Annotated in this window: 24 protein-coding genes; 19 read left to right on the top strand and 5 right to left on the bottom strand. The window is 62.3% G+C overall.

Annotated features, from left to right (window positions below; all coding sequences use genetic code 11):
- The first annotated feature begins 3 nt into the window (after window positions 1–3).
- The 16 genes from rpmD to AC3EMP_RS22240 all read left to right on the top strand — a co-directional run bounded on the left by rpmD (window position 4) and on the right by AC3EMP_RS22240 (window position 15006).
- Window positions 4–201 carry a 50S ribosomal protein L30 gene (rpmD, locus tag AC3EMP_RS22315; protein ID WP_006205449.1) on the top strand — a complete coding sequence of 66 codons (198 nt, stop codon included), beginning with the start codon at window positions 4–6 and terminating at the stop codon, window positions 199–201.
- A 22-nt stretch (window positions 202–223) separates the two neighbouring features.
- Entirely contained in the window at window positions 224–694 is a 471-nt protein-coding gene (rplO, locus tag AC3EMP_RS22310; protein WP_023672760.1) for a 50S ribosomal protein L15, read from the top strand.
- Window positions 695–951: 257 nt separating this feature from the next.
- Window positions 952–2292, top strand: coding sequence for a preprotein translocase subunit SecY (gene secY / locus AC3EMP_RS22305; protein WP_023672761.1), 1341 nt, complete (start codon window positions 952–954; stop codon window positions 2290–2292).
- Window positions 2289–2897 carry an adenylate kinase gene (locus AC3EMP_RS22300; protein ID WP_023726809.1) on the top strand — a complete coding sequence of 203 codons (609 nt, stop codon included), beginning with the start codon at window positions 2289–2291 and terminating at the stop codon, window positions 2895–2897. Before secY ends, AC3EMP_RS22300 begins: the two co-directional genes overlap by 4 nt.
- Before the next feature lie 211 nt (window positions 2898–3108).
- Window positions 3109–3477: a 30S ribosomal protein S13 gene (rpsM, locus tag AC3EMP_RS22295; protein WP_006205445.1), complete on the top strand. Its 369-nt coding sequence runs from the start codon at window positions 3109–3111 to the stop codon at window positions 3475–3477.
- A gap of 127 nt (window positions 3478–3604) precedes the next feature.
- Complete coding sequence (gene rpsK, locus AC3EMP_RS22290; protein WP_488494674.1) at window positions 3605–3994, top strand: 30S ribosomal protein S11; 390 nt, start codon at window positions 3605–3607, stop codon at window positions 3992–3994.
- Between the two features lie 102 nt (window positions 3995–4096).
- The gene (locus AC3EMP_RS22285; RefSeq protein WP_023682599.1) at window positions 4097–5107 is read left to right on the top strand and encodes a DNA-directed RNA polymerase subunit alpha; all 1011 of its coding nucleotides are present in this window, start codon (window positions 4097–4099) and stop codon (window positions 5105–5107) included.
- A 105-nt stretch (window positions 5108–5212) separates the two neighbouring features.
- Window positions 5213–5644, top strand: coding sequence for a 50S ribosomal protein L17 (gene rplQ, locus AC3EMP_RS22280; protein WP_023682598.1), 432 nt, complete (start codon window positions 5213–5215; stop codon window positions 5642–5644).
- Window positions 5645–5841: 197 nt separating this feature from the next.
- A complete protein-coding gene (locus AC3EMP_RS22275; protein WP_023688416.1) occupies window positions 5842–7335 on the top strand; it encodes a DegQ family serine endoprotease in 1494 nt (497 codons plus the stop codon).
- A 47-nt stretch (window positions 7336–7382) separates the two neighbouring features.
- Entirely contained in the window at window positions 7383–8693 is a 1311-nt protein-coding gene (locus tag AC3EMP_RS22270; protein WP_023714163.1) for a replication-associated recombination protein A, read from the top strand.
- Between the two features lie 182 nt (window positions 8694–8875).
- Window positions 8876–9706 (top strand): aspartyl/asparaginyl beta-hydroxylase domain-containing protein, encoded by an 831-nt coding sequence (locus tag AC3EMP_RS22265; protein ID WP_488494673.1) that lies wholly within the window; start codon window positions 8876–8878, stop codon window positions 9704–9706.
- A 24-nt stretch (window positions 9707–9730) separates the two neighbouring features.
- Window positions 9731–10105, top strand: a complete 375-nt coding sequence (crcB, locus tag AC3EMP_RS22260) for a fluoride efflux transporter CrcB (protein ID WP_023688419.1) — start codon at window positions 9731–9733, stop codon at window positions 10103–10105.
- Window positions 10106–10238: 133 nt separating this feature from the next.
- Window positions 10239–11219 carry an RluA family pseudouridine synthase gene (locus AC3EMP_RS22255; RefSeq protein ID WP_023672769.1) on the top strand — a complete coding sequence of 327 codons (981 nt, stop codon included), beginning with the start codon at window positions 10239–10241 and terminating at the stop codon, window positions 11217–11219.
- Window positions 11220–11281: 62 nt separating this feature from the next.
- Window positions 11282–12139, top strand: a complete 858-nt coding sequence (locus tag AC3EMP_RS22250) for a DMT family transporter (protein ID WP_352842721.1) — start codon at window positions 11282–11284, stop codon at window positions 12137–12139.
- Window positions 12140–12150: 11 nt separating this feature from the next.
- The gene (locus tag AC3EMP_RS22245) at window positions 12151–12942 is read left to right on the top strand and encodes an ATP12 family chaperone protein (RefSeq protein ID WP_352712911.1); all 792 of its coding nucleotides are present in this window, start codon (window positions 12151–12153) and stop codon (window positions 12940–12942) included.
- Window positions 12943–13119: 177 nt separating this feature from the next.
- Window positions 13120–15006, top strand: coding sequence for an MFS transporter (locus AC3EMP_RS22240; RefSeq protein WP_352712913.1), 1887 nt, complete (start codon window positions 13120–13122; stop codon window positions 15004–15006).
- Window positions 15007–15100: 94 nt separating this feature from the next.
- On the opposite strand, the gene AC3EMP_RS22235 is transcribed toward AC3EMP_RS22240, so the two are convergent.
- Window positions 15101–15298, bottom strand: a complete 198-nt coding sequence (locus AC3EMP_RS22235; RefSeq protein ID WP_023691255.1) for a DUF2735 domain-containing protein — start codon at window positions 15296–15298, stop codon at window positions 15101–15103.
- Window positions 15299–15614: 316 nt separating this feature from the next.
- Between AC3EMP_RS22235 and AC3EMP_RS22230 the strand changes: the two genes are divergently transcribed.
- Window positions 15615–16655 (top strand): glutamine synthetase beta-grasp domain-containing protein, encoded by a 1041-nt coding sequence (locus AC3EMP_RS22230; RefSeq protein WP_023672774.1) that lies wholly within the window; start codon window positions 15615–15617, stop codon window positions 16653–16655.
- 137 nt (window positions 16656–16792) lie between these two features.
- On the opposite strand, the gene glnA is transcribed toward AC3EMP_RS22230, so the two are convergent.
- Both glnA and AC3EMP_RS22220 read right to left on the bottom strand, forming a co-directional pair.
- Window positions 16793–18202: a type I glutamate--ammonia ligase gene (glnA, locus tag AC3EMP_RS22225; RefSeq protein ID WP_023672775.1), complete on the bottom strand. Its 1410-nt coding sequence runs from the start codon at window positions 18200–18202 to the stop codon at window positions 16793–16795.
- Between the two features lie 58 nt (window positions 18203–18260).
- The gene (locus tag AC3EMP_RS22220) at window positions 18261–18599 is read right to left on the bottom strand and encodes a P-II family nitrogen regulator (protein WP_006205430.1); all 339 of its coding nucleotides are present in this window, start codon (window positions 18597–18599) and stop codon (window positions 18261–18263) included.
- A gap of 384 nt (window positions 18600–18983) precedes the next feature.
- Between AC3EMP_RS22220 and AC3EMP_RS22215 the strand changes: the two genes are divergently transcribed.
- Together AC3EMP_RS22215 and AC3EMP_RS22210 are read left to right on the top strand one after the other, a co-directional pair.
- On the top strand, window positions 18984–20537 hold the full coding sequence (locus AC3EMP_RS22215; RefSeq protein WP_023743040.1) for a bifunctional ADP-dependent NAD(P)H-hydrate dehydratase/NAD(P)H-hydrate epimerase: 1554 nt from the start codon (window positions 18984–18986) through the stop codon (window positions 20535–20537).
- Window positions 20534–22534, top strand: coding sequence for a hypothetical protein (locus tag AC3EMP_RS22210; RefSeq protein WP_352712915.1), 2001 nt, complete (start codon window positions 20534–20536; stop codon window positions 22532–22534). Before AC3EMP_RS22215 ends, AC3EMP_RS22210 begins: the two co-directional genes overlap by 4 nt.
- A gap of 25 nt (window positions 22535–22559) precedes the next feature.
- On the opposite strand, the gene AC3EMP_RS22205 is transcribed toward AC3EMP_RS22210, so the two are convergent.
- On the bottom strand, window positions 22560–23630 hold the full coding sequence (locus tag AC3EMP_RS22205; protein WP_023835257.1) for a M48 family metallopeptidase: 1071 nt from the start codon (window positions 23628–23630) through the stop codon (window positions 22560–22562).
- Window positions 23631–23636: 6 nt separating this feature from the next.
- Window positions 23637–25169 (bottom strand): acyl-CoA carboxylase subunit beta, encoded by a 1533-nt coding sequence (locus AC3EMP_RS22200; RefSeq protein WP_352712916.1) that lies wholly within the window; start codon window positions 25167–25169, stop codon window positions 23637–23639.
- Window positions 25170–25498: the final 329 nt, after the last annotated feature.

The raw sequence follows: 25498 nt of genomic DNA, 5'->3' as shown, positions 1-25498 counted from the left end.
ACCATGGCCAAGAAAGCAACCAAGACCATCACCGTTGAGCAGATCGGTTCGCCGATCCGCCGCCCGAAGGAACAGCGCGCGACGCTGGTCGGCCTCGGCCTCAACAAGATGCACAAGCAGCGCACTCTGGAGGACACTCCCTCGGTGCGCGGCATGATCGCTGCCGTCCAGCATCTCGTCCGCGTCGTGGACGAGGGCTGAGCAAAAGCGCAGGAGAACCCAGATGAAACTCAACGATCTGCGTGACAAGGACGGCGCGACGCACTCCAAGAAGCGTCTCGGCCGTGGCATCGGCTCCGGCTCGGGCAAGACCGGCGGTCGCGGCGTCAAGGGCCAGAAGGCGCGCTCCGGCGTTGCCATCAACGGCTTCGAGGGCGGCCAGATGCCGCTCTATCGGCGCCTGCCGAAGCGTGGCTTCAATAACATCTTCGCCAAGAGCTTTGTCGTCGTGTCGCTGGCTCGTATCCAGACGGCGCTCGATGCCAAGAAGCTTGACGCCAAGGCGACCGTGACGGCCGAGGCGCTCGTTGCCGCCGGCGTCATCCGCCGCGTCAAGGACGGCGTGCGCATCCTCTCGGACGGCGAGCTCAAGGCAAAGCTTGCCTTCGACGTCGCGGGCGCCTCCAAGGCCGCGATCGAGAAGATCGAAAAGGCCGGCGGTTCGGTCAAGCTGCCGGAAGCGGCAGCGGAGTAACGGCAATTTGAAGCGCGGTCGGCAGGAACGCTATCCGTTTTTGTTCACGATTGCGCTTTGATCCAATCAATTAGGCGGCCGCGTCAACGCGGCCGCTTGCATGTTTAGAGCCCGGAGCTTATCTCGTGAGCTTCGGTGCCACGCGCCGCCTGAGCTGCGGGCATCGAGCGTGACATACAAATCAAAGAAGTAGCGCATGACGTTGTCCGAAAACCGCTTCACACTTTTCGGCATCATGCTCTAGCGGAGAATCAGGCATGGCTTCGGCTGCTGAACAACTAGCCTCGAATCTGAATTTTGCGGCTTTCGCCAAGGCGGAGGACCTGAAGAAGCGAATCTGGTTCACCGTCGGCGCGCTGCTCGTCTATCGCCTCGGCACCTATATCCCGCTGCCCGGCATCAATCCGGATGCATTCGCGCAGGCCTTCTCTTCGCAGGCCAAGGGCGTGCTCGGCATGTTCAACATGTTCGCCGGCGGCGCCGTGCAGCGCATGGCGATCTTCGCGCTCGGCATCATGCCTTACATCTCAGCCTCCATCATCATGCAGCTGATGACCTCGGTCATTCCGTCGCTGGAGGCGCTGAAAAAGGAAGGCGAGCAGGGCCGCAAGGTCATCAACCAGTACACGCGCTACGGCACGGTACTCCTGGCGCTGGTGCAGGCCTACGGCATTTCGGTGGGCCTGGAAGGCGGCAACGGCATCGTCAATGATCCCGGCATGTTCTTCCGCATCTCGACCGTCGTCACGCTGGTTGGCGGAACCATGTTCCTGATGTGGCTGGGCGAGCAGATCACCGCCCGCGGCATCGGCAACGGCATTTCGCTGATCATCTTTTCCGGCATCGTCGCCGGCCTGCCGCGCGCCATCTCCGGCACGCTGGAGCTCGGCCGCACCGGCGCCCTATCGACCGGGCTGATACTCGCGATCATCGTGCTGGCTATCATCGTCATCGCGCTGATCGTGTTCTTCGAGCGCGCGCAGCGCCGCCTGCTGATCCAGTATCCGAAGCGCCAGGTCGGCAACCGCATGTTCCAGGGCGATACCTCGCATCTGCCGCTGAAGCTCAACACGTCGGGCGTCATTCCGCCGATCTTCGCGTCGTCGCTGCTTTTGCTGCCGGCAACGGTCGCCGGCTTCTCGCAGACGACAAACCTGCCGGCCTGGGCAAGCACCGTGCTCGCCTCGCTCGGCCACGGCCAGCCGCTCTACATGCTGTTCTATGCGGCAATGATCGTGTTCTTCGCCTTCTTCTACACGGCCATCGTGTTCAATCCGAAGGACACCGCCGACCAGCTCAAGAAGCATTCCGGCTTCATTCCGGGCTACCGTCCGGGTGAGCGCACCGCCGATTACATCGACTATGTCCTGACGCGCATCACCGTCGTCGGCGCCATCTATCTGGTGCTGGTGTGCCTGCTGCCCGAGTTCCTGATTTCGGCGACTGGCGTACCATTCTACCTCGGTGGCACATCGCTTCTGATCGTGGTCAGTGTAACCCTCGATACGGTGGCGCAGATCCAGGGTCACCTGATCGCGCACCAGTATGAGGGCCTGATCAAGAAGTCGAAGCTGCGCGGGGGGAAGAAGGCCAGATGAGATTGATATTGCTTGGGCCGCCAGGAGCGGGCAAGGGGACGCAAGCACAAAGACTGGTAGAAAAATACGGCATACCGCAGCTGTCGACGGGTGACATGCTGCGGGCGGCCGTGCAGGCCGGCACCGAAGTCGGCAAGCGCGCCAAGGCGGTGATGGACGCCGGCGAGCTGGTTTCCGACGCCATCGTCAACGCCATCGTGGCCGAGCGCATCGATCAGCCCGATTGCATCAACGGTTTCATTCTCGACGGCTATCCGCGCACGCTGGTGCAGGCTGATGCGGTTGAATCGATGCTCGCCGAGCGCGGCATTGGCCTCGATGCCGTGATCGAGTTCGTCGTCGACGACAAAGCGCTGGTCGGCCGCATCGTCAAGCGCGCCGACGACGCCAAGGCCGCCGGACAGCCGGTGCGCAAGGACGACAATCCGGTGGTGTTCGAAGAGCGCCTGCGGGAATATTACAAGAAGACCGCGCCGCTGATCGGCTATTATTATGCCAAACGCTCGCTTAGGAGTGTCGACGGCATGGCCCCTGTCGAGACCGTGACGGCGGAGATTGAAGCGCTGCTCGCGGCGGTGACGCGGGAAACCGTTACGGCAAAGTAGAGATTGCGCTTGACTGGAACGGTTCGCTGGGTTATGGCGGCCCGTCTTCCTATCAGGCATGAGGCTTGCTTGTCCGCAAGGGCAAGGCAGCCGCATTGAAACTAGGGAACTCCCGCAAGGGCCGGCCTCCACCGGACGCGGGGTAATTTGAACAGCGCCGCGCATGCCTTGTTTTGAAGGCCGGCCGGTCCCACATGGAGAAGAGAAGAATATGGCTCGTATAGCCGGCGTCAACATTCCGACCAACAAGCGCGTCGTCATTGCGCTTCAGTACATTCACGGCATTGGCAAGAAGTTCGCCCAGGAGATCGTCGACAAGGTCGGCATCCCGGCCGAGCGCCGCGTCAACCAGCTGACGGACGCGGAAGTGCTGCAGATCCGCGAGACCATCGACCGCGACTACCAGGTCGAAGGCGACCTGCGCCGCGAAGTGTCGATGAACATCAAGCGTCTCATGGACCTCGGCTGCTACCGCGGTCTGCGTCACCGCCGTTCGCTGCCGGTTCGCGGCCAGCGCACGCACACCAATGCACGCACCCGCAAGGGCCCGGCCAAGTCGATTGCCGGCAAGAAGAAGTAAGTGAGCGAATAGCGAGTAGCCATTAGCGAGTAGGGGTTCCCTATTCGCTGGTCCCTGCTCACTACTCGCTTTCAAAGGTGGAGCCGCTGGCATTACGGCGGTGTAGAGATCAACTGAAAGGACTATCATGGCCAAGGAAGCCGCTCGTGTTCGCCGTCGCGAACGCAAGAACATCTCGTCGGGCGTTGCCCACGTCAATTCGACCTTCAACAACACGATGATCACCATCACCGACGCGCAGGGCAATTCCATTGCCTGGTCGTCGGCCGGTGCCCAGGGCTTCAAGGGTTCGCGCAAGTCGACCCCGTTCGCCGCCCAGATGGCTGCCGAAGACGTCGCCAAGAAGGCCCAGGAACACGGCATGCGCATGCTCGAAGTCGAGGTCTGCGGACCCGGCTCCGGTCGTGAATTGGCGCTTCGCGCCCTGCAGGCGGCCGGCTTCACCATCACCTCGATCCGTGATGTGACGCCGATCCCGCACAATGGCTGCCGCCCGCGCAAGAAGCGCCGCGTCTAAGACATTACCGAACGCCGCGTGAGCGCCTCAAGGCGCTCCTCCACGGCACTCCAGGTCGCCCGCCACGATTGGATGGTGGCGGGTCAACGGAAGGAAAGCATCATGATCCAGAAAAATTGGCAGGAACTGATCAAGCCGAACAAGATCGAGTTCTCGTCGAAGAAGAAGACGCTGACCACGCTGGTCGCCGAGCCGCTCGAGCGTGGCTTCGGCCTGACGCTCGGCAACGCGCTGCGCCGCGTGCTTTTGTCTTCGCTGCGCGGTGCGGCTGTCACCGCCGTGCAGATCGACGGCGTTCTGCATGAATTCTCGTCGATTGCCGGCGTGCGTGAGGACGTGACCGACATCGTCCTCAACATCAAGGAAATCGCCATCCGCATGGAAGGCGATGGTCCCAAGCGCATGGTCGTTCGCAAGCAGGGCCCGGGTGCGGTTCTGGCTGGCGACATCCAGACGGTTGGCGACGTCGAGATCCTCAACCCCGACCACGTCATCTGCACGCTGGACGAGGGCGCTGAAATCCGCATGGAATTCACCGTCGACACCGGCAAGGGTTACGTGCCGGCCGACCGCAACCGCGCCGAAGACGCGCCGATCGGCCTGATCCCGGTCGACAGCCTGTATTCGCCGGTCAAGAAGGTCTCCTACAAGGTCGAGAACACCCGCGAGGGCCAGGTTCTCGACTATGACAAGCTGACCATGACTATCGAGACCGACGGTTCGATCTCGGGGGAGGACGCGGTGGCTTTCGCTGCCCGCATCCTGCAGGACCAGCTTGGCCTGTTCGTCAATTTCGACGAGCCGCAGAAGGAAGTCGCCACCGAGGCCGTCACCGAGCTCGCCTTCAACCCGGCGCTGCTCAAGAAGGTGGACGAACTCGAGCTTTCGGTGCGTTCGGCCAACTGCCTGAAGAACGACAACATCGTCTATATCGGCGATCTTATCCAGAAAACCGAAGCCGAGATGCTGCGCACCCCGAACTTCGGCCGCAAGTCGCTGAACGAGATCAAGGAAGTGCTCGCGGCGATGGGCCTGCACCTCGGCATGGAAGTGCCGGACTGGCCGCCGGAAAACATCGAAGACCTCGCCAAGCGTTACGAAGACCAATATTGAGCATGAATTTCCAAGGATCGGCGGCGTGGGCCGCTCGATCCGACGGTCATGCGGAAAACCATCAGAGGCCACGGCCTCTTGAACAACTGAAGAAGGAAAAGAGCCATGCGCCACGGTTTTAAAGGCCGCCGCTTCGCCCGAAGCATTAGCCATCGCAAGTCGATGTTCGCCAACCTCGCCGTGTCGCTGCTCGAGCACGAACAGATCGTCACCACCCTGCCGAAGGCGAAGGATTTGCGTCCGATCGTCGAGAAGCTGGTGACGCTCGGCAAGCGCGGCGACCTGCATGCGCGCCGCCAGGTCATTGCCCAGATCGGCAATGAAGGCGTCGTCAAGCGTCTGTTCGACACGATCGCGCCGCGCTACGCCACCCGCAATGGCGGCTATCTGCGCATCATGAAGGCGGGCTTCCGCCACGGCGACAATGCCGCCATGGCAGTCATCGAGTTCGTCGATCGCGACACCTCGGCCAAGGGCGCCGGCGACCGCGCCCGCATCGAGGCCGAAGGCACCGACGAGGAAGCCGCTGCCGCATAAGGCTCGGTTTTTCAGGAATGACTTCAAGGGGCCTTCGGGCCCCTTTTTTGCATTGTCGCGAGGGCATGCTTCGCCAGGCTTTTTTGCCTGCCGGCCAAGTGCTTTTGCACGACAATCGCCGCATTTCAGTGCATTAGCCTTTCATTCTGCACAATCGTCGGGACAATGCCCCCGAACTTGCCTTGGAGGATTCGCGAATGCGCGCCAACCGACTGTCTCTTGTTCTGCTCTTCGCCATGATGGCGTTCGCAGCCGCGCCGACAGTCAGGCAGGCTCTGGCCGAGGACGCCGCCAAGCCAGCCGATCCGGGGCTCTCCGATGTGCTGACCGACCTCTTGCATGGCGTCGAGGGCGAGAACGGCACCTCCGGTCCCGACAAGCGCGTGCCGTTCGGCCGCGAAGAGGTGCAGCTGTCGTTTGCCCCCCTGGTCAAGCAGACGGCGCCGGCCGTGGTCAATGTCTATGCTTCGCAGACGGCCAAGGTCACGTCGCCCTTTGACGGCGACCCGTTCTTCGAGGAATTTTTTGGCCGCGCACAGCCGCGCGCGCAATCCTCGCTCGGCTCGGGTGTGCTGGTCGATCCGAGCGGCGTCGTCGTCACCAATTTCCACGTGATCAAGGATGCCGACGAGGTCAAGGTCGCGACCGCCGACGGGCGCGAATTCACCTCGAAGGTCATGCTCAAGGACGAGACGCTCGACCTCGCCGTGCTCAAGATCACCTCCGACAAGCCGTTTCCGGTGATCGCCATCGGCGATTCCGACGCGCTCGAGGTCGGCGACCTGGTGCTGGCCATCGGCAATCCGTTCGGCGTCGGCCAGACCACCACCAGCGGCATCGTTTCGGCGCTTGCCCGCAGCCATATCGGCGTTTCGGATTCGGGCTATTTCATCCAGACCGACGCCGCCATCAATCCCGGCAATTCCGGCGGCGCGCTGATCAACATGGGCGGCCAGCTGGTCGGCATCAACACCGCCATCTACAGCCGCAGCGGCGGCTCGATCGGCATCGGCTTTGCCATCCCGGCCAACATGGTGCGTGCCTTCGCCGATGCGGCCAAGGCCGGGCTCGATTTCTTCGAGCGGCCCTATATAGGCGCCGAGTTCGAAGCGGTCACACCTCAGATCGCCGAATCGCTTGGCATGGAGAAGCCGACCGGCGCGCTGGTGTCGTCGGTCGAGGAAGCCGGACCGGCGGCCAAGGCAGGGCTGAAGCCCGGCGATGTCGTGCTGCAGCTCAATGGCACGACCGTCGAAGGCATCGAGGCGCTGGACTACCGCATGGCGACCCTGTCGATCGGCACCAAGGCGACCTTCGCCATCCTGAGCAAGGGCCAGCAGGCGACGATGGAGATCGCACTGGAGCGCGCGCCGGAAGGCGCCAAGGCGTCGGAAGTGACGCTGCATGGCCGCAGCCCATTCTCCGGCGCCAAGGTCGCGGAACTGTCGCCCAGGCTCGCCCAGCGGCTTGGCCTGCGCACCGACCTCAAGGGCGTCACCGTGGTCGACATCAACCGCGATTCGCCGGCTGCCGATTTCGGCTTCCAGCCCGGCGACATCGTGCGCGAGGTGAACGGCACCACCGTCGATACGGCGGCGACACTGGCGCAGCTTGCCCAGCAGGATACGCGCTGGTGGCGCTTTACCGTCGAGCGCGGCGGGCAGATACTGCGCCAGGTGTTGCGTTACTGAGGCGATCTTCCCATTTCTGAGGATCGTGCTCCAACCAGAAGACCTAGATGGCCGATCTGTTCAGCGTCGATGAACCGGAAAGAGCGCCGCCCGGCCGGCCTTTGGCCGATCGGCTGCGCCCGAAAAACCTTGGCGAGGTCGTCGGCCAGGAGCATCTGACCGGCCCCGACGGCGCACTGACGCGGCTCATCAACTCCGGTTCGCTCGGCTCGATGATTTTCTGGGGGCCACCCGGCACCGGCAAGACTACCGTTGCGCGGCTGCTGGCCGGCGAGACCCGTCTTGCTTTCGAGCAGATATCGGCGGTGTTTTCCGGCGTCGCCGACCTGAAGAAAGTGTTCGAAGCAGCGAAGCTGCGCCGCACCAATGGCCGCCAGACGCTGCTGTTCGTCGACGAGATCCATCGCTTCAACCGTGCCCAGCAGGACTCTTTCCTCCCGGTCATGGAGGATGGAACAGTTGTTCTGGTCGGCGCCACCACCGAAAATCCATCGTTCGAGCTGAACGCCGCGCTTCTGTCGCGAGCGCGGGTGCTGGTGTTTCACTCGCTGGGCGAGGACAGCATCGCCAAACTGATGACGCGGGCGGAGGAGACGGAGGGCAGGGCGCTGCCGCTCGACGACGAGGCGCGGGCGATGCTCATCCGCATGAGCGATGGCGACGGCCGGGCCTCGCTGACGCTGGCCGAGGAAGTCTGGCGCGCCGCCAAACCCGGCGAGGTTTTTGATCCCGAAGGGTTGCAGCGCATCGTGCAGCGCCGCGCGCCGATCTATGACAAGGGCCAGGACGGTCACTACAATCTGATCTCGGCGCTGCACAAGTCGGTGCGCGGGTCCGATCCGGACGCGGCGCTTTATTATCTTGCCCGCATGTTCGACGCCGGCGAGGATCCGCTCTATCTCGGCCGCCGGCTGGTGCGCATGGCGATGGAGGATATCGGGCTGGCCGACCCGCAGGCGCTGGTTATCGCCAACGCCGCCAAGGACGCATACGACTACCTCGGCTCGCCCGAAGGCGAACTGGCCTTCGCCGAGGCCACCGTCTATCTCGCCACCGCGCCCAAATCCAACGCCGTCTATACCGCCTTCAAGGCAGCCACGCGGGCGGCGAAGGAGTTCGGTTCGCTGCTGCCGCCCAAGCACATCCTCAACGCGCCGACCAAGCTGATGAAAGAGGGGGATTATGGCGCCGGCTACCGCTACGATCACGACCAGCCCGATGCCTTTTCCGGCCAGGACTATTTCCCCGAAAAGATGGGCCGGCAGATCTTTTACGATCCGCCCGAACGCGGCTTCGAGCGCGATATCAAGAAACGGCTGGACTATTGGGCAAAGCTGCGCAGCGAGCGGGAAAAATAGGCGCGCGGGACAAACGGGACGAACTCGGCCTGCCCGCGATGAACTGAAATTCTGTCCCCGCCAGTCACAGCAGTGTGATTGTACCGCATGACAAAAAGCCCTATCACGTCGCATGACTCGGCCGGGAGGCTGCCAGGACGGGCGATAATTCGGAACGGGGACAGCGCGCCGCGCGAACAGAAATGACAAAATCCCTTCGCAAGACGCTTCGCCAGGCTGTGATTGCTGTCCCGCTGCTCGCGCTCGGCTTCTATTTCATTCCGATCCTGACCACGATCTGGATCGTCTGCGGCCTGATCGATGTGCTGCGCAACGCCAGCAAGGATCTGTCGCTGTTGCGCGGCTATTTCCTCGGCAATGGCATCTTCACCTGGCTGCTGTCGCCCTTCAATCTGCTGGTGGACCTCGTTTGCTACCGCAACCCGGGTGTGTGGAAGCTGGAGCAGTTTCCTGCCGATTATCAGCGCGAGGTCAACGAGGTTCTTGACGTCTTCAAGGCGCGCAAGGACGAGATCATCGCCGATATCGACGCCAATTTCGGCACCGGTCGTCGCGGCATGTATGTCTATCAGTGGTACGGCAAGCACCGGATCGACAATGTCGCAGAATTCAACAAGGATTTCAAATACATCAAGACCATTGCCGTGTCTGTCTTCAGAGGCAAGGAATTGACTTCCTGGCATTTCGGACCGCTGCGGCTCAGCCTGCGCATCCTCTACAATCTCTTGCCGGTGAAGGCAGAGGTTTTCGTCGAATGCAACGGCGCCAGGAATTACTGGCACGACAACCCACTCTATATTTTCGACGACACGCTGCTGCACCGCTCGGTCAACGAGTATGACGGACGCCGCTACTGCGTGTTCATGGACATCATCCGCCCGTCGCCGTTCCCCGGCTTCATCGCCGGACTTCTGGCCATCGTTTCGGTCACCGTCGAGCGCATCAATTCCATGTTCTACAAGAACTGGAAGATGATCGGCTCGAGCAAGGCAAAGAAGGTCGAGACGACCTGAGGCGTTGGCCTGAAGGGATTGGGCATGTTCAATCTGCTTCTCGTTGTGGTCGGCGGCGGCATCGGCGCCGGCATCCGCCACCTTACCAACATCGGCGCCTTGCGCCTCGTCGGCCCCAACTACCCCTGGGGGACGATGGCGATCAACATCGTCGGCTCCTTTGCCATGGGGCTGTTCATCGCCGCGCTGATGCGGCGCGGCGGTTCCAATGAGCTCCGGCTGTTCGTCGCCACCGGCATCCTTGGCGGCTTCACCACCTTCTCCGCCTTTTCGCTCGATTTCGCGACCCTGTGGGAGCGCGGAGCGACGCTGCCGGCGTTGGGATATGCGCTGGCCAGCGTCGTTGGCGCCATTATCGCCCTGTTTCTGGGACTTTGGCTCGCAAGAACCGTTTCATAGTGTTATTGCCCCGACCTGGAGCACGCCGCATCCTCTGGACGCGCTGCAGAAACTTTGATCTTGCGCATGATCCTTTCCGAAAGCCGGAGTAGATTTTCGGGGTCACGCGCTAGAAACGGATAAAGCGAAAATCATGGCAGGCGTAGAACAGATCACGGTGGAGGCCGGCGAGGCGGGCATGCGGCTCGATCGCTGGTTCAAGACCCATTTCCCCGGTCTCGGCTTTGGCCATCTGCAGAAGTTGCTGCGCTCGGGCCAGATCCGCGTCGATGGCGGCCGGGTCAAGGCCGACAGCCGTGTCGAGCCCGGCCAGGTGGTGCGTGTGCCGCCGCTCGAGGTCGACAAGAAGGGCGAGAGTGCGCTTACGGGTTACTCGATCCGCAACCAGGGCGACGCCGATGTGCTGGCCAAGATGCTGATCCACGAAGATCCAAAAGTCTTCGTCTTCAACAAGCCGGCGGGCCTGGCGGTGCAAGGCGGCTCGGGCGTCACCCGCAATGTCGACGACATGCTGGAGGCCTGGCGCAGCCAGAAGGGCGAGAAGCCGCGCCTGGTGCACCGGCTCGACCGCGACACGTCGGGCGTGCTGGTGGTTGCCCGCACCAGGCTTGCGGCGATGAAGCTTTCCGAGTCATTCCGGGCGCGCGAGACCAAGAAGACCTATTGGGCGCTGGTCAAGGGCGTCCCGCCCAAGCGTGAGGACAAGATCTCGACCTGGCTGATCAAGGAGCCGACCGAGGACGGCGACCGCGTGCGCGTGGCAGCCCATGGCGAAAAGGGCGCCGACCACGCCGTGTCCTACTATCGCATCATCGAGCAGGCGGCCCAGACGATGACCTGGCTGGAAATGGAGCCGTACACTGGCCGCACCCACCAGCTGCGCGTTCATGCCGCCTATATCGGCTGCCCGATCCTTGGCGACCCCAAATATTTCGAGGCCGACACCAACTGGGACTTTCCGGGCGGCATTCAGAACCGCCTGCATCTGCATGCGCGCCGCATCGTCATTCCGCACCCGGACAAGGGCGTCATCGACGTCACCGCGCCGATGCCGCCGCATATGCGCCAGAGCTGGAACCTGATCGGCTTCGACGACGCCAGCGCGGAGGACTGACATTGGGCGTTGCCTCGGCATTGGATCGCCGCGATGCGGTCGATCTGGCTGCTGCTTCCATCATGGTCGGGCTGACCTTTTCCTGGGGATTGAACTACGTCGCCGCCAAGATCTCCTATGCCGGCTTCGATCCGGTTTTCGTCTCGATCGCACGTTCGATCATCGGCGGGCTCTGTGTGCTCGGCTGGTGCTGGCTGCGCGGCATCAGGCTGTTTAAGGCCGACGGGTCGCTTGTCGCCGGCATCATTGTCGGCGTGCTGTTCGGCGTCGAGTTCCTGTGCCTCTATATCGGGCTGGAATACACGACCGTTGCCCGCAACACGCTGCTGGTCAACACCATGCCGTTCTGGGTCCTGATCGGCGGCCATTTCCTGCTCGGTGAGCGTATCAACGCGCGCAAGCTTGGCGGGCTCGTTCTCGCCTTCTGCGGCCTGGTGGCGGTGTTTTCCGACGGGATTGCCGGCGGCACAGACGTGACCTTGATGGGCGATCTGCTCAGCCTCGGCTCGGGCATCCTGTGGGCGGCGACCAGCATCGTCATCAAGCGTTCGAAACTGGTCGAGACCAGTGCCGAGAAATTGCTGCTTTATCAGCTGGCCGGTGCGGCCATTGTCGGTGTCCTGGTGATGCCTTTCGCCGGCCCGCCGATCCGCGCGATGACTGCCTTGCCGACATTGGCGCTGCTGTTCCAGTCGCTCTATATAGTTGCCTTCACCTATGTGCTGTGGTTCTGGCTGCTCAGGCGCTATCCGGCATCGGGCCTGTCGAGCTTCGCTTTTCTGTCGCCGGTGTTCGGCGTCCTCTGCGGCGCTATCATTCTGGGCGAGGCGCCGACGACCAGGATCTTTGTGGCGCTTGGGCTGATCGCTGTCGGCCTGATCATCGTCAACCGGCCGGCGCGCAAGCAGGTACCTGGATAGAAAGTTCGACCATGCGTGACATCCTCAACGACCTCGAAGCGGGAAAGCATCTGTCCGATCCGGATCCGGTGCGCCGCGCGCAGATCCAGATGAAGACGCACCTGCCGAAGCGCTTCTACAAGGACGTGTCGGTCGCAGCTGTGGAAGACGGTTTTGCCGTCCATCTCGACGGCAAGCCGGTGCGCACGCCGGGCAAGGCGCTGCTGGCGCTGCCGACCGAAAAGGCCGCCGCCCTGGTCGCCAATGAGTTCGCTGCACAGGGCGAGACCATCGACCCGGTCACGATGCCGGTGTTGCGTCTGGCCAACACCGCCATCGACGGGGTCGCCAGCGACCCGCAGGCGGTGCTGGAGGACGTCTTGCGCTTCGCCTCGTCCGATCTGACCTGCTACCGCGCCGACGCGCCGCAGGGGCTGGTCGAGCGGCAGAACCAGCATTGGGATCCGGTGATCGACTGGGCGAGGGTGACATTAGGGGCTCGGTTCAATCTCGCCGAGGGCATCATCCATGTCGAGCAGCCGCGCGAGAGCATCGCAGTGCTCGGCGCTCATCTTGCCCAGCGTGCCGAGCCGCTGCGGCTGGCCGCAATCCATGTCATGACTTCGCTGACCGGGTCGGCGCTGCTGGCGCTGGCGGTCGATTACGGTGCGCTCGACGGCGATGCGGCTTGGGCCGCCGGCCATGTCGACGAGGACTGGCAGATCGAGCATTGGGGCCAGGATGCCGAGGCTGTCGCACGCCGCTCGGCCCGCAAACGCGACATGATGGCGGCCGTCGGCCTGCTCGATGCGCTGAAGACCTGATCCTCGGCCTTTGCCGCACTGCACCTAATACCAAAGTCATAAATCCAAGGTCTGTCTGCCTCCGGCGGTCGCTTTCTGTCATTTTTTACGCCGATGGCTGGTTCGAGTCGCGTTCGGAGGGAACGCCGACGATGACGCCCAGCGTCGAAGGCAGACGATTCACGGGAGGACAGTTCAATGGCATTGGCATCGACCGCCGGCGGAGCCAGCCGCGGCATGACACGAGAGGAGAAGAAGGTCATCTTCGCCTCCTCACTGGGCGCGGTTTTCGAATGGTATGATTTCTATCTCTACGGAGCGTTGGCCGGCGCGATCGGCTTGACCTTCTTCAACTCGTTTCCCGAAAGCACCCGCTACATCTTCACGCTGCTGGTCTTCGCCGCCGGGTTCATCGTGCGCCCGTTCGGCGCGCTGGTGTTCGGCCGCATCGGCGATCTCGTCGGCCGCAAATACACATTCCTCGTCACCATCACGATCATGGGTCTGTCGACTTTCCTTGTCGGCCTGCTTCCGGGCTCAGAGACACTGGGCATTCTGGCGCCGATCCTGTTGATCGCGCTGCGCATGCTGCAGGGCTTGGCGCTTGGCGGCGAGTACGGCGGCGCCGCGACCTATGTCGCGGAACATGCGCCGGATGACCGTCGCGGCTTCTACACGTCATGGATCCAGACGACGGCGACGCTCGGCCTGTTCCTGTCGCTGATTGTCATCCTGCTGGTGCAGAATTCCGTAAGCAAGGACGCCTTCAACGCCTGGGGATGGCGCATTCCTTTCCTGGTCTCGGCCATCCTGCTGGGCATTTCGGTCTGGATCCGGCTGTCGCTTTCGGAATCGCCGACCTTCCTGCGCATGAAGGAGGAGGGCAAGAGTTCCAAGGCGCCGCTGTCGGAAGCCTTCGGCCAGTGGAAAAACGCCAAGATCGCCATCCTGGCGCTGTTCGGCCTCACCGCCGGTCAGGCCGTGGTCTGGTACAATGGGCAGTTCTATGCACTGTTCTTCCTGGCCAATGTGCTCAAGGTCGACGCGCAGTCGGTCAACATCATGATCGCCATTGCGCTGGCACTCGGCACGGGCTTCTTCGTCTTCTTCGGCTGGCTGTCCGACAAGATCGGCCGCAAGCCGATCATCATGGCCGGTCTTGCGCTGGCGGTCGTCACCACCTTCCCGCTGTTCAAGGCGTTGACCTGGGCCGCCAATCCGGCGCTCGCCACCGCACAGCAGAACACGCGCGCCACGGTGACGGCGGCTCCGGGAGACTGCAACTTCCAGTTCAACCCGACCGGCACGCGCGTACCGGTCAGTTCGTGCGATATCGCGACCGACTTCCTTGCCAAGAACTCGGTGCCTTACGACATCGTCTCTACCGCGGCGGCGGGGACCCCGGCGAGTGTCATGATCGGCAGCGAAACCGTGGCGTCTTATGATGCCAAGGCCGCGGGCGACAAGAAGGCTGCAAGCGACGCTGCCTTCAAGAAGGGTATCAACCTCGCGCTTCAGGGTGGCGGTTACCCGTTGAAGCGCGCTGCCGCCAAGGTTGCCGACCAGAAGCTCGACGCCTTTGTCGCGGCCAATCCTGAACTGAAGCTCGATGCGGCAGCCATCCGCGCCGGCGAAAAGACCGCGGTCCCGACCGAACAGGCGATCAAGGACAAGGTGCTGACCAAGGATGAGGCCGCGGGCGCCACCGAGGTGACCGTCTACAGCGTTCCGGCAGCGGGCGCGTTCGCGATGTTTGCCGACCCCGCACAGGTCAACTGGGCCAAGGTCATCGGCATCCTGTTCATCCTGGTCCTCTATGTGACCATGGTCTACGGGCCGATCGCCGCGATCCTGGTCGAGATGTTCCCGACCCGCATCCGCTACAGCGGCATGTCGCTGCCCTATCACATCGGCAATGGCTGGTTCGGCGGCCTGCTGCCCGCGATCGTTTTCGCGTTCAGCGCCTACAAGGGCGATATCTACTACGGGCTCTGGTATCCGGTGGTGATCGCGGCGGTGACGCTGATCATCGGCATGATCTTCGTCAGGGATACGCTCGGCACCGACCTGCATACCAAGCAGTAGCCGACGGCTCTGTATCAAACAAAAAACCCGGCGCGAGCGATCGCGCCGGGTTTTTGATTTGTGGGCCTGTTCGATCTGTCAGCGCGGAAGACGCCTAGCTCTTGCGAGGCTGTTCGGCCTCCGCAATGGCGGCCTCATGATACCAGGCCTCGCCATGGGCAAGCGGGTGATCGCGCAGCGAAGCAAGCTCTGCCGCAAACTTGGCCTTTACGCCTAAATTTGAGGCAGTTACACGCGATGCCGCCGGGAACATCAGGATTTTGGCCGACGGACGGGCTGAGGTGATTTCCATGGTCGGTCTCCTTTCTTCTGGAGAGGCTCTTCGATTCATCTTTCCATCAAGGTAGGTCCTGCAATCCTTTTAGGCAAGATGCCTAAAGAAAGATCTGCATTTGCCTGTTATTTAAGCAAATTCTGCCTTTGATTGATCCGGGCGCATTGCTTAGGCGGCTTGCCATCACCGGCGGGATGAAAGGGTATTTTTGCCGCACCCTGACCAACTGAAGTGGCACACGATTTGCATTTTATCGACCGGCAGCTGGGCTGCTGGATGGCTCGGCGCGCCGACGTCATCCAGGTTCGGTGATCAAGCAACGAGAGGCTCTAGAATGACGAAATACAAGCTCGAGTATATCTGGCTCGATGGTTACACGCCGGTCCCCAATCTTCGCGGCAAGACCCAGGTCAAGGAGTTCGCCGAGTTCCCGACGCTCGAGCAGCTGCCGCTGTGGGGCTTTGACGGTTCCTCGACGCAGCAGGCCGAAGGCCATAGCTCCGATTGCGTGCTGAAGCCGGTTGCCGTGTTCCCCGATCCGGCCCGCACCAATGGCGTGCTGGTGATGTGCGAAGTGATGATGCCAGATGGCGTGACGCCGCATGTGTCCAACAAGCGCGCCACCATCCTCGACGACGAGGGCGCCTGGTTCGGCTTCGAGCAGGAGTATTTCTTCTACAAGGACGGCCGTCCGCTCGGCTTCCCCGAGAGCGGCTATCCGGCGCCGCAGGGCCCGTACTACACCGGCGTCGGCTATTCGAATGTCGGCCCGATCGCGCGCCAGATCGTCGAGGAGCATCTCGACCTCTGCCTCGCAGCAGGCATCAACCATGAAGGCATCAACGCCGAAGTGGCCAAGGGCCAGTGGGAATTCCAGATTTTCGGCAAAGGCTCCAAGAAGGCCGCCGACCAGATGTGGATGGCCCGCTATCTCTTGCAGCGCCTGACCGAAAAATACGAGATCGACATCGAGTATCACTGCAAGCCGCTCGGCGACACCGACTGGAACGGCTCGGGCATGCACGCCAACTTCTCGACCGCCTATATGCGCGAAGTCGGCGGCAAGGCCTATTTCGAAGCGCTGATGGCTCAATTCGACAAGAACCTGATGGACCACATCGCCGTCTACGGCCCGGACAACGACAAGCGCCTGACAGGCAAGCATGAGACCGCTCCGTGGAACCGCTTCAGCTACGGCATCGCCGACCGCGGCGCTTCGATCCGCGTGCCGCATTCCTTCGTCAACAATGACTACAAGGGTTACCTGGAAGACCGCCGCCCGAACTCGCAGGGCGACCCCTACCAGATCGCTTCGCAGATCCTGAAGACCATCGCGGAGGTTTCGACCAGCGCCCAGGTTTCGGCGGCCGCCTAAGCATCTATAGCGGCGCAGGCTTCGTAAGCCTGCGCCGTAGCCTGCTGCTACCACGTCTACGGTCTGCTATTGGTCAAACAAAAACCCCGGCGTCTGAACTGACGCCGGGGTTTTTCCTTGTCGCTGAGGCTTATCGTTCAGACCGAATAGTACATGTCGTATTCGACCGGATGCGGGGTCATTTCGAAGCGCATCACTTCGGCCATCTTGAGCTCGATGTAAGAGTCGATCTGGTCGTCGTCGAAGACGCCGCCGGCCTTCAGGAAGCCGCGGTCCTTGTCCAAGCTTTGCAGCGCTTCGCGCAGCGAACCGCAGACGGTCGGAATCTTCTTCAGTTCCTTCGGCGGCAGATCGTAAAGATCCTTGTCCATCGGCTGTCCCGGGTGGATCTTGTTCTTGATGCCGTCGAGGCCGGCCATCAGCATGGCGGCGAAAGCGAGGTAGGGGTTCGCGCCTGGATCGGGGAAGCGGACCTCGACGCGCTTGGCTTTCGGCGACGAGCCGAACGGAATGCGGCAGGAGGCGGAACGGTTGCGCGCGGAGTAGGCGAGCAGCACCGGGGCTTCATAGCCAGGCACAAGGCGCTTGTAGGAGTTGGTCAGCGGGTTGGTGAAGGCGTTGATGGCCTTGGCGTGCTTGATAATGCCGCCGATGTAGAACAGGCACGACTCCGACAGGCCGGCATATTCATTGCCGGCGAAGGTCGGCTTGCCGTTCTTCCAGATCGACTGGTGGACGTGCATGCCCGAGCCGTTGTCGCCGAAAATCGGCTTCGGCATGAAGGTGGCCGTCTTGCCATAGGCGTTGGCGACCTGGTGCACGACATATTTGTAGATCAGCATCTTGTCGGCGTTGCGGACCAGCGTGTCGAACTTGATGCCGAGCTCGTGCTGGGCAGCGGCAACCTCGTGATGGTGTTTTTCGACGCGCACGCCCATTTCGGCGAGCACGGTCAGCATTTCGGAGCGCATGTCCTGCGCGCTGTCGATCGGCGGCACAGGGAAGTAGCCGCCCTTGACGCGCGGGCGGTGGCCGAGATTGCCGGTCTCGTAGTCGGTGTCGTCATTGGACGGAAGTTCGGTCGAGTCCAGCTTGAACCCGGTGTTGTAGGGATCGGCCTTGTACTTGACGTCGTCGAAGACGAAGAACTCGGCTTCGGGGCCGACATAGATGGTGTCGCCGATGCCTTCGGCCTTCATGTAGGCCTCGGCCTTCTTGGCAGTGCCGCGCGGATCGCGGTTGTAGGATTCGCCGGAGACCGGATCGAGAATGTCGCACAGGATGACCATGGTCGACTGGGCGAAGAACGGATCCATGTGGACGGTGTCCGCATCGGGCATCAGCACCATGTCGGACTCGTTGATCGCCTTCCAGCCGGCGATCGAGGAGCCGTCGAACATGACGCCGTCGGCGAACATGTCTTCCTCGACCTCGATGACATCCATCGTCACGTGCTGCAGCTTGCCCTTCGGATCGGTGAAGCGCAGGTCGACGAATTTCACGTCGTTGTCCTTGATCTGCTTCATGATGTCTTTGGCTGTCGTCATGTCGTTTCTTCCCTGTGTGATGACGTTTCGAGGAGACGTTAATCTGAAATCAGAAAGCTCAGACGGCGTCCATCCCCGTTTCGCCGGTGCGGATGCGAACGACCTCCTCGATGTTGGAGACGAAGATCTTGCCGTCGCCGATGCGGCCGGTCTGCGCCGCCTTGCGGATGGCTTCGATGGCGCCTTCGACGGCGTCGTCGCCCAGCACGACTTCGATCTTCACCTTGGGCAGGAAGTCGACGACATATTCGGCGCCGCGATAGAGTTCGGTATGGCCTTTCTGGCGGCCAAAGCCCTTGGCCTCGGTCACGGTAATGCCTTGCAGACCGGCCTCCTGAAGCGCTTCCTTCACTTCGTCTAGCTTGAACGGCTTGATGATCGCTTCGATCTTTTTCATGTAAAAAGTGGCCTCCACTGCCAAAAAAACGGGTTGTGCGCCCCGCTTGCGCCTCCATCAAGCACGAACTGTGCCAATTTCAGCCCACGCGAAGCGGTTTCGCGCAATTCCAATGCCGCGCCGCGCCGGGATGCACATTCGCGTCATCCTCTGCTTCGGCTGCGGCAAAGCTGCCCGAAGCCTACACATTGCCGCTTCGGGCGTCTGCACGATAATTAGGCAGATTGCGCATTTTGCAGGCCCGCGCGGATCCGTGGCACCAGTCTGCGAAAGGATTGGCCGCACGCCAACGCAGCACCTGGCCGTTTGCTTCGAATCCGAAACTGGACAATGCTCGATAGGGACAAAGGGTCGGCCTTGAACGAAATGCGGGATCGGCAATCCATGAGCAATGAAGTCCTGTCGCCGGCCGAGATGGGCGAGGTCGACCGGCTGGCGATCGCGGCCGGTCCGCTCGACGGCTATGGCCTGATGCAGCGCGCCGGCGAAGCGGTCGCTGCTGTGGTCCTGGCACGCTATCCCGCAGCAAGCCGCGTGCACGTGCTGTGCGGCCCCGGCAATAATGGTGGCGACGGCTATGTTGTAGCGCGGTTGCTGGCCGAGGCTGGTGTGAATGTGACGCTCTGGGCCGAAGGCAAGCAGAAGCCCGGGAGTGATGCGGCGCGAGCTTCCGAGGCCTGCAATCTGCCGGTCGAGCACATCGGACACTGCTACCCGGAACCGGGTGAAGTCGTCGTGGACGCGCTCTATGGTGCGGGATTGTCGAAGAAGATATCCCTGCATGCCTCTGCCGTCTCAGGATTGGCCGCGGCGGAGCGCGTGCCTGTGGTGTCAATCGATCTGCCTTCTGGTGTGTCGGGCGAGACCGGCTTGAGCAACGCTTATTTCAAGGCCGACGTGACGGTGACGTTCGTGCGGAAAAAGCCCGGCCATCTGCTGATGCCGGGGCGCAGCCTCTGCGGCGAGATCATCGTCGCCGATATCGGCATTCCGGATGCGATCGTCGATGAGTTCAAGATCAAGACGTTCGAGAACACGCCTGACTTCTGGCTATACTGTTTTCCGAAAACGGCGGTCGATACACATAAGTATAAGCGCGGCCACGTCAGCGTCTTTTCCGGCGGGCCGAGCGCGACAGGTGCGGCGCGGCTGTCGGCGATGGCTGCAGCCAGAGCCGGGGCAGGGGCGGTGACCGTGCTCTCGCCTGAAAATGCCATGCAGGTAAACGCCGCGCATCTGACATCGATCATGCTGCGCGAGGCCGGTTCGATGGAGGAAGTGCAGGAATTTTTGTCGGCGAGGCACCCCGAAGTACTTGTGTTCGGACCAGGGCTCGGGCCGAAACCCAAAGTGGGGGATTTCGCGTTGCAATTGATCGCGACGGTCGCTGACCTAAACCGCACGTCGACGAGTTCATTCGGAATTCAGCGCCCTGCCATTGTCTTGGATGCTGACGCCATCACGTCATTGGCGCATCAGCCTCAGGCCCTGTTCGACGCCGCGCTGCTCCCGTTGGCGCCGGTATTGGTGCTGACGCCGCATGAAGGCGAATTCGCCAGACTTTTTCCCGACATCGCGAAGGACAAGAAGCAGTCGAAACTCGCCAAGGCGCGCGCAGCCGCTGAACGAGCCAACGCCATCATGGTCTACAAGGGCGCCGACACCGTCATCGCGGCGCCGGACGGCCGCGCGGTGATCAACGCCAATGGTGCACCATGGCTCGCCACCGCCGGTTCCGGCGACGTGCTGGCGGGCATTGTCGCCGCGCTGCTGGCGCAGGGCATGCAGGCATTCGAGGCCGCCTGCGCAGCGGTCTGGATCCATGCCGAGGCCGGCAGCCGCTTCGGACCGGGTCTGATCGCCGAGGATCTGCCGCTGGCGCTGGTGCCGGTGCTGCGTGAACTTGTCGAGGCACGGCAGAAGGTGCCGATCGGATGAAGCGTTTCGCGCTCGCCATTGCAGCCATCATCGCGCTGTTCGCCTCGCATGGCGTGCGCGCTGAGCAGCCGGTGACCATCGTCGACGATCCGGCGGTGCTCGCCGCCCTCGATGCCAAGGGGTTTGGCTTCGCCGGCATTTTCGCCGTCGACGGCGCGGACGATCTGAAGACGCTCTACAGCGAGGTGCCGGCCTATCGTGCTGTTGTCGACATGGTGGCGGCCGATATTGCCACGCTGCGGGCCGAGATAAAGGCCGGCGGGCGCACGCTCTACGAGGTGACCGACGGCAATGTCGGCCGCATCATGGATATGCGCTGGCTGAAGACCGAGGCCGCGCGCTTCCGCCTGGTCGGCGTCGTCAACCGGCTGGACCGGCGTGACTTCACCGCGCTGCAAGGCGACAAGAGCTGTGGCGAGGTGCGCTTCATCTATCGCCTGGCCTACAGTTTCCGCAAGAACGGCAAGGTTTTGGCATCGCGGCTGCCATTCAATTTCAACGCCGTCTACAGCGTGGCGCCGGATGCCGATGGCGGCTGCGTCGGCGTTGCCGGGCGCTGGACACCGCAGATCGACGAAAACGTCGATGCCGGCTGGCTGGCCGGCGGGCCGCTGGCACCGGAGGAACTGACGTTCAAGCAGCTTGAACTCAATGCGCAGGTGGTGCGTTTTCCCTCGGGACAGGAGACCCAATTCGGCGGGCAGGCGGCCTATCTGATGCGGATCTTCGGCATCGATGGCGCTACCGTCAGCGAGAATCCGCTGGAGAATACGCCAGACGTCGCGCGGCTCTCCGACGATGCTGCACTCAAGAAAAGGCTCGCCGACTATGTCATCGCCAATGTCGCGGCGGTCGATCTCGGCGTCTACGAAATCCCCGACGAATTCCTGGCGAAGAAAATCATTTCGTGGTCGACCTTCGGCAGCGCGAGACAGGCCAACCATCCGTTCACGCCGCTGTTCCAGCCAGCGGATTTCGCCGGCCTGGACTATGCGGCGCTAAAGCTGGTGCGGACACCGGAGGCGCTGGTCGAGCGGCTGGACAATGGCGCCTGCCAGGGCTGCCACCAGGCGGGCTCGACGGCCGGCTTTCACTTCATCGGCCTCGACGACAAAACGACGTCGCCTCTCAACCGGATCGAGGTCGGCATCTCGCCGCATCTCCATGCCGAGATTCCGCGACGTGAGGCCTGGCTGCGCGCGACGGAAGAAGGCAAGGAGCCGAACCGCTACCGGCCGCTGTCCTTCGCGCCGCCAGCGACATGGACCGATGCCGGCGATGTCGACTACGCCCCGGCCGAGATGGCGATGCCGTGCCTGATGCCGGATGATGCAAAACGCTTCGGCGCGACCTGGCAATGCGGTGGCGGCACCGTCTGCACGCCGCTCGCGACGGCTTCAGGCGTGCATACCGCGTTGGCGCAATGTCTGTTGCCCACGGACAGTCCAAAGATGTTTTCGGGCCATCCCTGCCTGACCGGGTCGATCGCCAGCAACCCGTCTCAGCCGTTCAACGACCGCTACAAGATCACCGGCCAGTTCGCGGCTTTTGCGCCGACCTTTTCGCGGACCGCCTACACCTGCCGGCCACCGAAAATCGGCGTACCGGCAGGCATCGCTTATCGCGCCTGCGACGACAAGGACCGCAGCTTCGCCGCATTCAAGACGGGCAAGCCGATGCCATCGGAAATTTGCGGCATGGTCGGCGGCAAGAAATTCGACACCTGCGTCGCCACCAACAATTTCGACCAGTGCCTCGGCGGCGCGGTCAACCGCGGCAACCGTCCAGCCTGCTCGGCTGATCATTTCTGCCGCGAGGACTATATGTGCCAGTCGCTGCCGCCGGACACGCCGGGTGCTGCCAAGGTGAAAGGCATCGGCTACTGCTCGCCGACCTATTTCATCTTCCAGATGCGCATCGATAATCACGCGACGCCCTGGGCGAGCGCGACCAGCGCCCCCAGGGATGCGGGGTTCGGGGCGGCGGAAGAGGAGTGAGCCTGCGAGTTGGGCGACCACCAGTTCAGCGCTGGAGATAGTCTTCCATCCGCGCAGTCCATTTGGTGTCGAATTCCGAAATGTGGCGCTGTGCTACGCTCGAGTTCAGCAGCGTCGAGAGCGCGGTCACGGCGATCGGGTCCAGGTCGGGCGGCTCCGTGTAGCCAAGCGCCGCCAGCCGTTGAGCCAATGATGGATGGGTGGACTTTGCGTCATCCGGGCTTGCCCACGCCTTGCGGGCGCAAACATCGAGGCAAATGGGTTCTCGCAGCTGGCCGGCAGCTTCCAGCATGCGCTCGAGCGGCGGTCGCGGCGGACGCAAAGCACCTCGCAATTCATGCTGCAAAGGGTCATAGACCGTCTCCGTGAAATGCACGTCTGCCGTGGCAAGAAGCAACAGCGCGCGTGCGGCGTGCTCGGCGTCGCCGGAGGATGCCGCGTGTCGATCTGCCTTGATCTCCGCTTCGCGCGAAAGCCGGATTTCTTCCCGCTCGAACGATTGCGACAGCCAGCCGATAGCGGCGTGGAGCAGGCTGCCTGTGATCGTGGTTCCGGGCGGGGCATACTCGAAGACAAATCCGAAACCGTTTTCGAACTCAGCGAGATTGAGGCTGCCATTGGTATCCTTGTTGCGCACATGCGCGTCCTCATGGGCAAGGATCGCGGCAAGCGCTCTTTCATCGGTCACTGCGAGGAGAGGGATGCCAATGGTTAGAAACAGCCGATTGCCGAGAAGGCCGAGAAGCGTGCGCTCTTCGCGCACGCTGGCGTTCAGGTTGCCCTCTAGTATGACAACCGTGCGCGCAGCACGGTGCGGTCCGGCGACGCTCCGCCACAGCGCCCACAGGCCGGGCGCTTCTGCTTCACTGACGCCTTTGATCTTGCTGCGTCGGAAGCCCGCAAACAATGTGCCGAACAGAAATGCCAAGGCCGTGGTGGCGATCGGCATGACGACGAAGCCGCTGGCGATAAACCAGATTGGATGGTTGTCGAGCAGGGACATCCAGACGCAGAAGATGATGAGAGCGGGAACAACAAAAAACAGGACCGTGAACCTGCCAAACCGCCGACCGGCGCTGATGATCAGTCGCGACATTGGATGTTACAACGGGATGTTGTCGTGCTTCTTCCAAGGGTTCTGCATGTCCTTGTTGCGCAGCATGCGCAGTGCCCGGGCAATGCGGCGGCGGGTCGAATGCGGCATGATCACCTCGTCGACATAGCCGCGTTCAGCGGCGACGAAGGGCGACAGGAAACGGTCCTCGTAAGCCTTTGTGTGAGCTGCGATCTTTTCGGCGTCGCCGATATCCTTGCGGTAGATGACCTCGACCGCGCCTCTCGCCCCCATCACCGCGATCTGCGCCGTCGGCCAGGCATAGTTCATATCGCCGCGCAGATGTTTTGAGGCCATCACGTCATAGGCGCCGCCATAGGCTTTGCGGGTGATGACGGTGATTTTCGGCACGGTCGCCTCGGCGTAGGCAAACAGGAGTTTCGCGCCATGCTTGATCAGGCCGCCATATTCCTGCGCGGTGCCGGGCAGGAAGCCGGGGACGTCGACGAAGGTGACGATGGGAATGGAAAAACAGTCGCAGAAGCGCACGAAGCGCGCCGCCTTGCGGCTTGCGTCGGAATCGAGCACGCCGGCCAGCACCATCGGCTGGTTGGCGACGAAGCCGACGGTGCGGCCTTCGACGCGGCCGAAACCGGTGACGATGTTCTTGGCAAAGTTCTGCTGGATCTCGAAGAAATCGCCTTCATCGGCAACTTTGAGGATCAGCTCCTTGATGTCGTAAGGCTTGTTGGCGTTGTCTGGGATCAGCCGGTCGAGCGACAGATCATGGTCGGTGACCGACTGGTAGCATTCGATCTCAGGAAGCTCCGACGTATTTGACGCGGGCAAAAGGTCTACCAGCCGGCGCATCTGCAACAGCGCCTCGACGTCATTGTCGTAGGCGCCGTCGGCAATCGACGATTTGGTCGTGTGGACGGACGCGCCGCCAAGGCTCTCGGCCGTCACCGTCTCGTTGGTGACGGTCTTCACCACATCCGGCCCGGTGACGAACATATAAGAGGTGTCGCGCACCATGAAGATGAAGTCGGTCATCGCAGGCGAATAGACGTCGCCGCCGGCGCACGGCCCCATGATCACGGAAATCTGCGGTATGACGCCGGAGGCCAGCACGTTGCGCTGAAAGATCTCGGCATAGCCGCCAAGCGCCGCCACGCCTTCCTGGATGCGGGCGCCGCCGGCGTCGTAGATGCCGATGATCGGCGCGCGGTTGCGTAGCGCCATCTCCTGCACCTTGATGACCTTTTCGGCGTGAGCCTCCGACAGCGAGCCGCCGAAGACGGTAAAGTCCTTGGCGAACAGATAGACCGGACGGCCATTGACGGTGCCCCAGCCGGTGACGACACCATCGCCGGCGATCTTGGTCTTCTCCATGCCGAAATCGGTCGAGCGATGCTCGACATACATGTCGAACTCCTCGAACGAGCCTTCGTCGAGAAAGACCTCGATACGTTCGCGCGCCGTCAGCTTGCCCTTCTTGTGCTGGGCGTCGATGCGGGTCTGGCCGCCACCCATGCGGGCGATCTCGCGGCGGCGCTCGAGTTCCTTCAGCACGTCCTTCATCGCTCGGTCTCCAGAAATGGAAGCTGCATTTGTGGTAATGATGCCTGCAGGCGTGTGCAAGCGCCGCTTTCGGCCTCGATTATTGCGCTGCAACATGTGGCCCCTTGCATTCCGGAGCGAACTCAGCCATATGCAGCCCATAGGCGCTTGGGCCGGAGATTCCGGCCTTCTCGACAAATGAGACTGGTTGCGTCTGTTTTCCCTCTTTCCGGTATATCGGCCCCTCTTTCCGATACATCACGAAGTGGCGAAAGAGCCCCGTGGCATGACGCCTGCGGGCACGACAGCGCAGCCGAGTGGACGTTTCCGTCCGCCCGCCTTGTCGTTTC

Source organism: Mesorhizobium sp. P160219, from assembly GCF_057786095.1.
The sequence above is the reverse complement of the archived record's forward strand: the minus strand, read 5'-3'. Positions and strand labels throughout refer to the sequence as shown.

Coding starts and splice junctions, on each gene's coding strand:
- rpmD (WP_006205449.1), top strand. CDS start 4: ATGGCCAAGAAAGCAACCAAGACCATCACCGTTGAGCAGATCGGTTCG.
- rplO (WP_023672760.1), top strand. CDS start 224: ATGAAACTCAACGATCTGCGTGACAAGGACGGCGCGACGCACTCCAAG.
- secY (WP_023672761.1), top strand. CDS start 952: ATGGCTTCGGCTGCTGAACAACTAGCCTCGAATCTGAATTTTGCGGCT.
- AC3EMP_RS22300 (WP_023726809.1), top strand. CDS start 2,289: ATGAGATTGATATTGCTTGGGCCGCCAGGAGCGGGCAAGGGGACGCAA.
- rpsM (WP_006205445.1), top strand. CDS start 3,109: ATGGCTCGTATAGCCGGCGTCAACATTCCGACCAACAAGCGCGTCGTC.
- rpsK (WP_488494674.1), top strand. CDS start 3,605: ATGGCCAAGGAAGCCGCTCGTGTTCGCCGTCGCGAACGCAAGAACATC.
- AC3EMP_RS22285 (WP_023682599.1), top strand. CDS start 4,097: ATGATCCAGAAAAATTGGCAGGAACTGATCAAGCCGAACAAGATCGAG.
- rplQ (WP_023682598.1), top strand. CDS start 5,213: ATGCGCCACGGTTTTAAAGGCCGCCGCTTCGCCCGAAGCATTAGCCAT.
- AC3EMP_RS22275 (WP_023688416.1), top strand. CDS start 5,842: ATGCGCGCCAACCGACTGTCTCTTGTTCTGCTCTTCGCCATGATGGCG.
- AC3EMP_RS22270 (WP_023714163.1), top strand. CDS start 7,383: ATGGCCGATCTGTTCAGCGTCGATGAACCGGAAAGAGCGCCGCCCGGC.
- AC3EMP_RS22265 (WP_488494673.1), top strand. CDS start 8,876: ATGACAAAATCCCTTCGCAAGACGCTTCGCCAGGCTGTGATTGCTGTC.
- crcB (WP_023688419.1), top strand. CDS start 9,731: ATGTTCAATCTGCTTCTCGTTGTGGTCGGCGGCGGCATCGGCGCCGGC.
- AC3EMP_RS22255 (WP_023672769.1), top strand. CDS start 10,239: ATGGCAGGCGTAGAACAGATCACGGTGGAGGCCGGCGAGGCGGGCATG.
- AC3EMP_RS22250 (WP_352842721.1), top strand. CDS start 11,282: ATGGTCGGGCTGACCTTTTCCTGGGGATTGAACTACGTCGCCGCCAAG.
- AC3EMP_RS22245 (WP_352712911.1), top strand. CDS start 12,151: ATGCGTGACATCCTCAACGACCTCGAAGCGGGAAAGCATCTGTCCGAT.
- AC3EMP_RS22240 (WP_352712913.1), top strand. CDS start 13,120: ATGGCATTGGCATCGACCGCCGGCGGAGCCAGCCGCGGCATGACACGA.
- AC3EMP_RS22235 (WP_023691255.1), bottom strand. CDS start 15,298: ATGGAAATCACCTCAGCCCGTCCGTCGGCCAAAATCCTGATGTTCCCG.
- AC3EMP_RS22230 (WP_023672774.1), top strand. CDS start 15,615: ATGACGAAATACAAGCTCGAGTATATCTGGCTCGATGGTTACACGCCG.
- glnA (WP_023672775.1), bottom strand. CDS start 18,202: ATGACGACAGCCAAAGACATCATGAAGCAGATCAAGGACAACGACGTG.
- AC3EMP_RS22220 (WP_006205430.1), bottom strand. CDS start 18,599: ATGAAAAAGATCGAAGCGATCATCAAGCCGTTCAAGCTAGACGAAGTG.
- AC3EMP_RS22215 (WP_023743040.1), top strand. CDS start 18,984: ATGAGCAATGAAGTCCTGTCGCCGGCCGAGATGGGCGAGGTCGACCGG.
- AC3EMP_RS22210 (WP_352712915.1), top strand. CDS start 20,534: ATGAAGCGTTTCGCGCTCGCCATTGCAGCCATCATCGCGCTGTTCGCC.
- AC3EMP_RS22205 (WP_023835257.1), bottom strand. CDS start 23,630: ATGTCGCGACTGATCATCAGCGCCGGTCGGCGGTTTGGCAGGTTCACG.
- AC3EMP_RS22200 (WP_352712916.1), bottom strand. CDS start 25,169: ATGAAGGACGTGCTGAAGGAACTCGAGCGCCGCCGCGAGATCGCCCGC.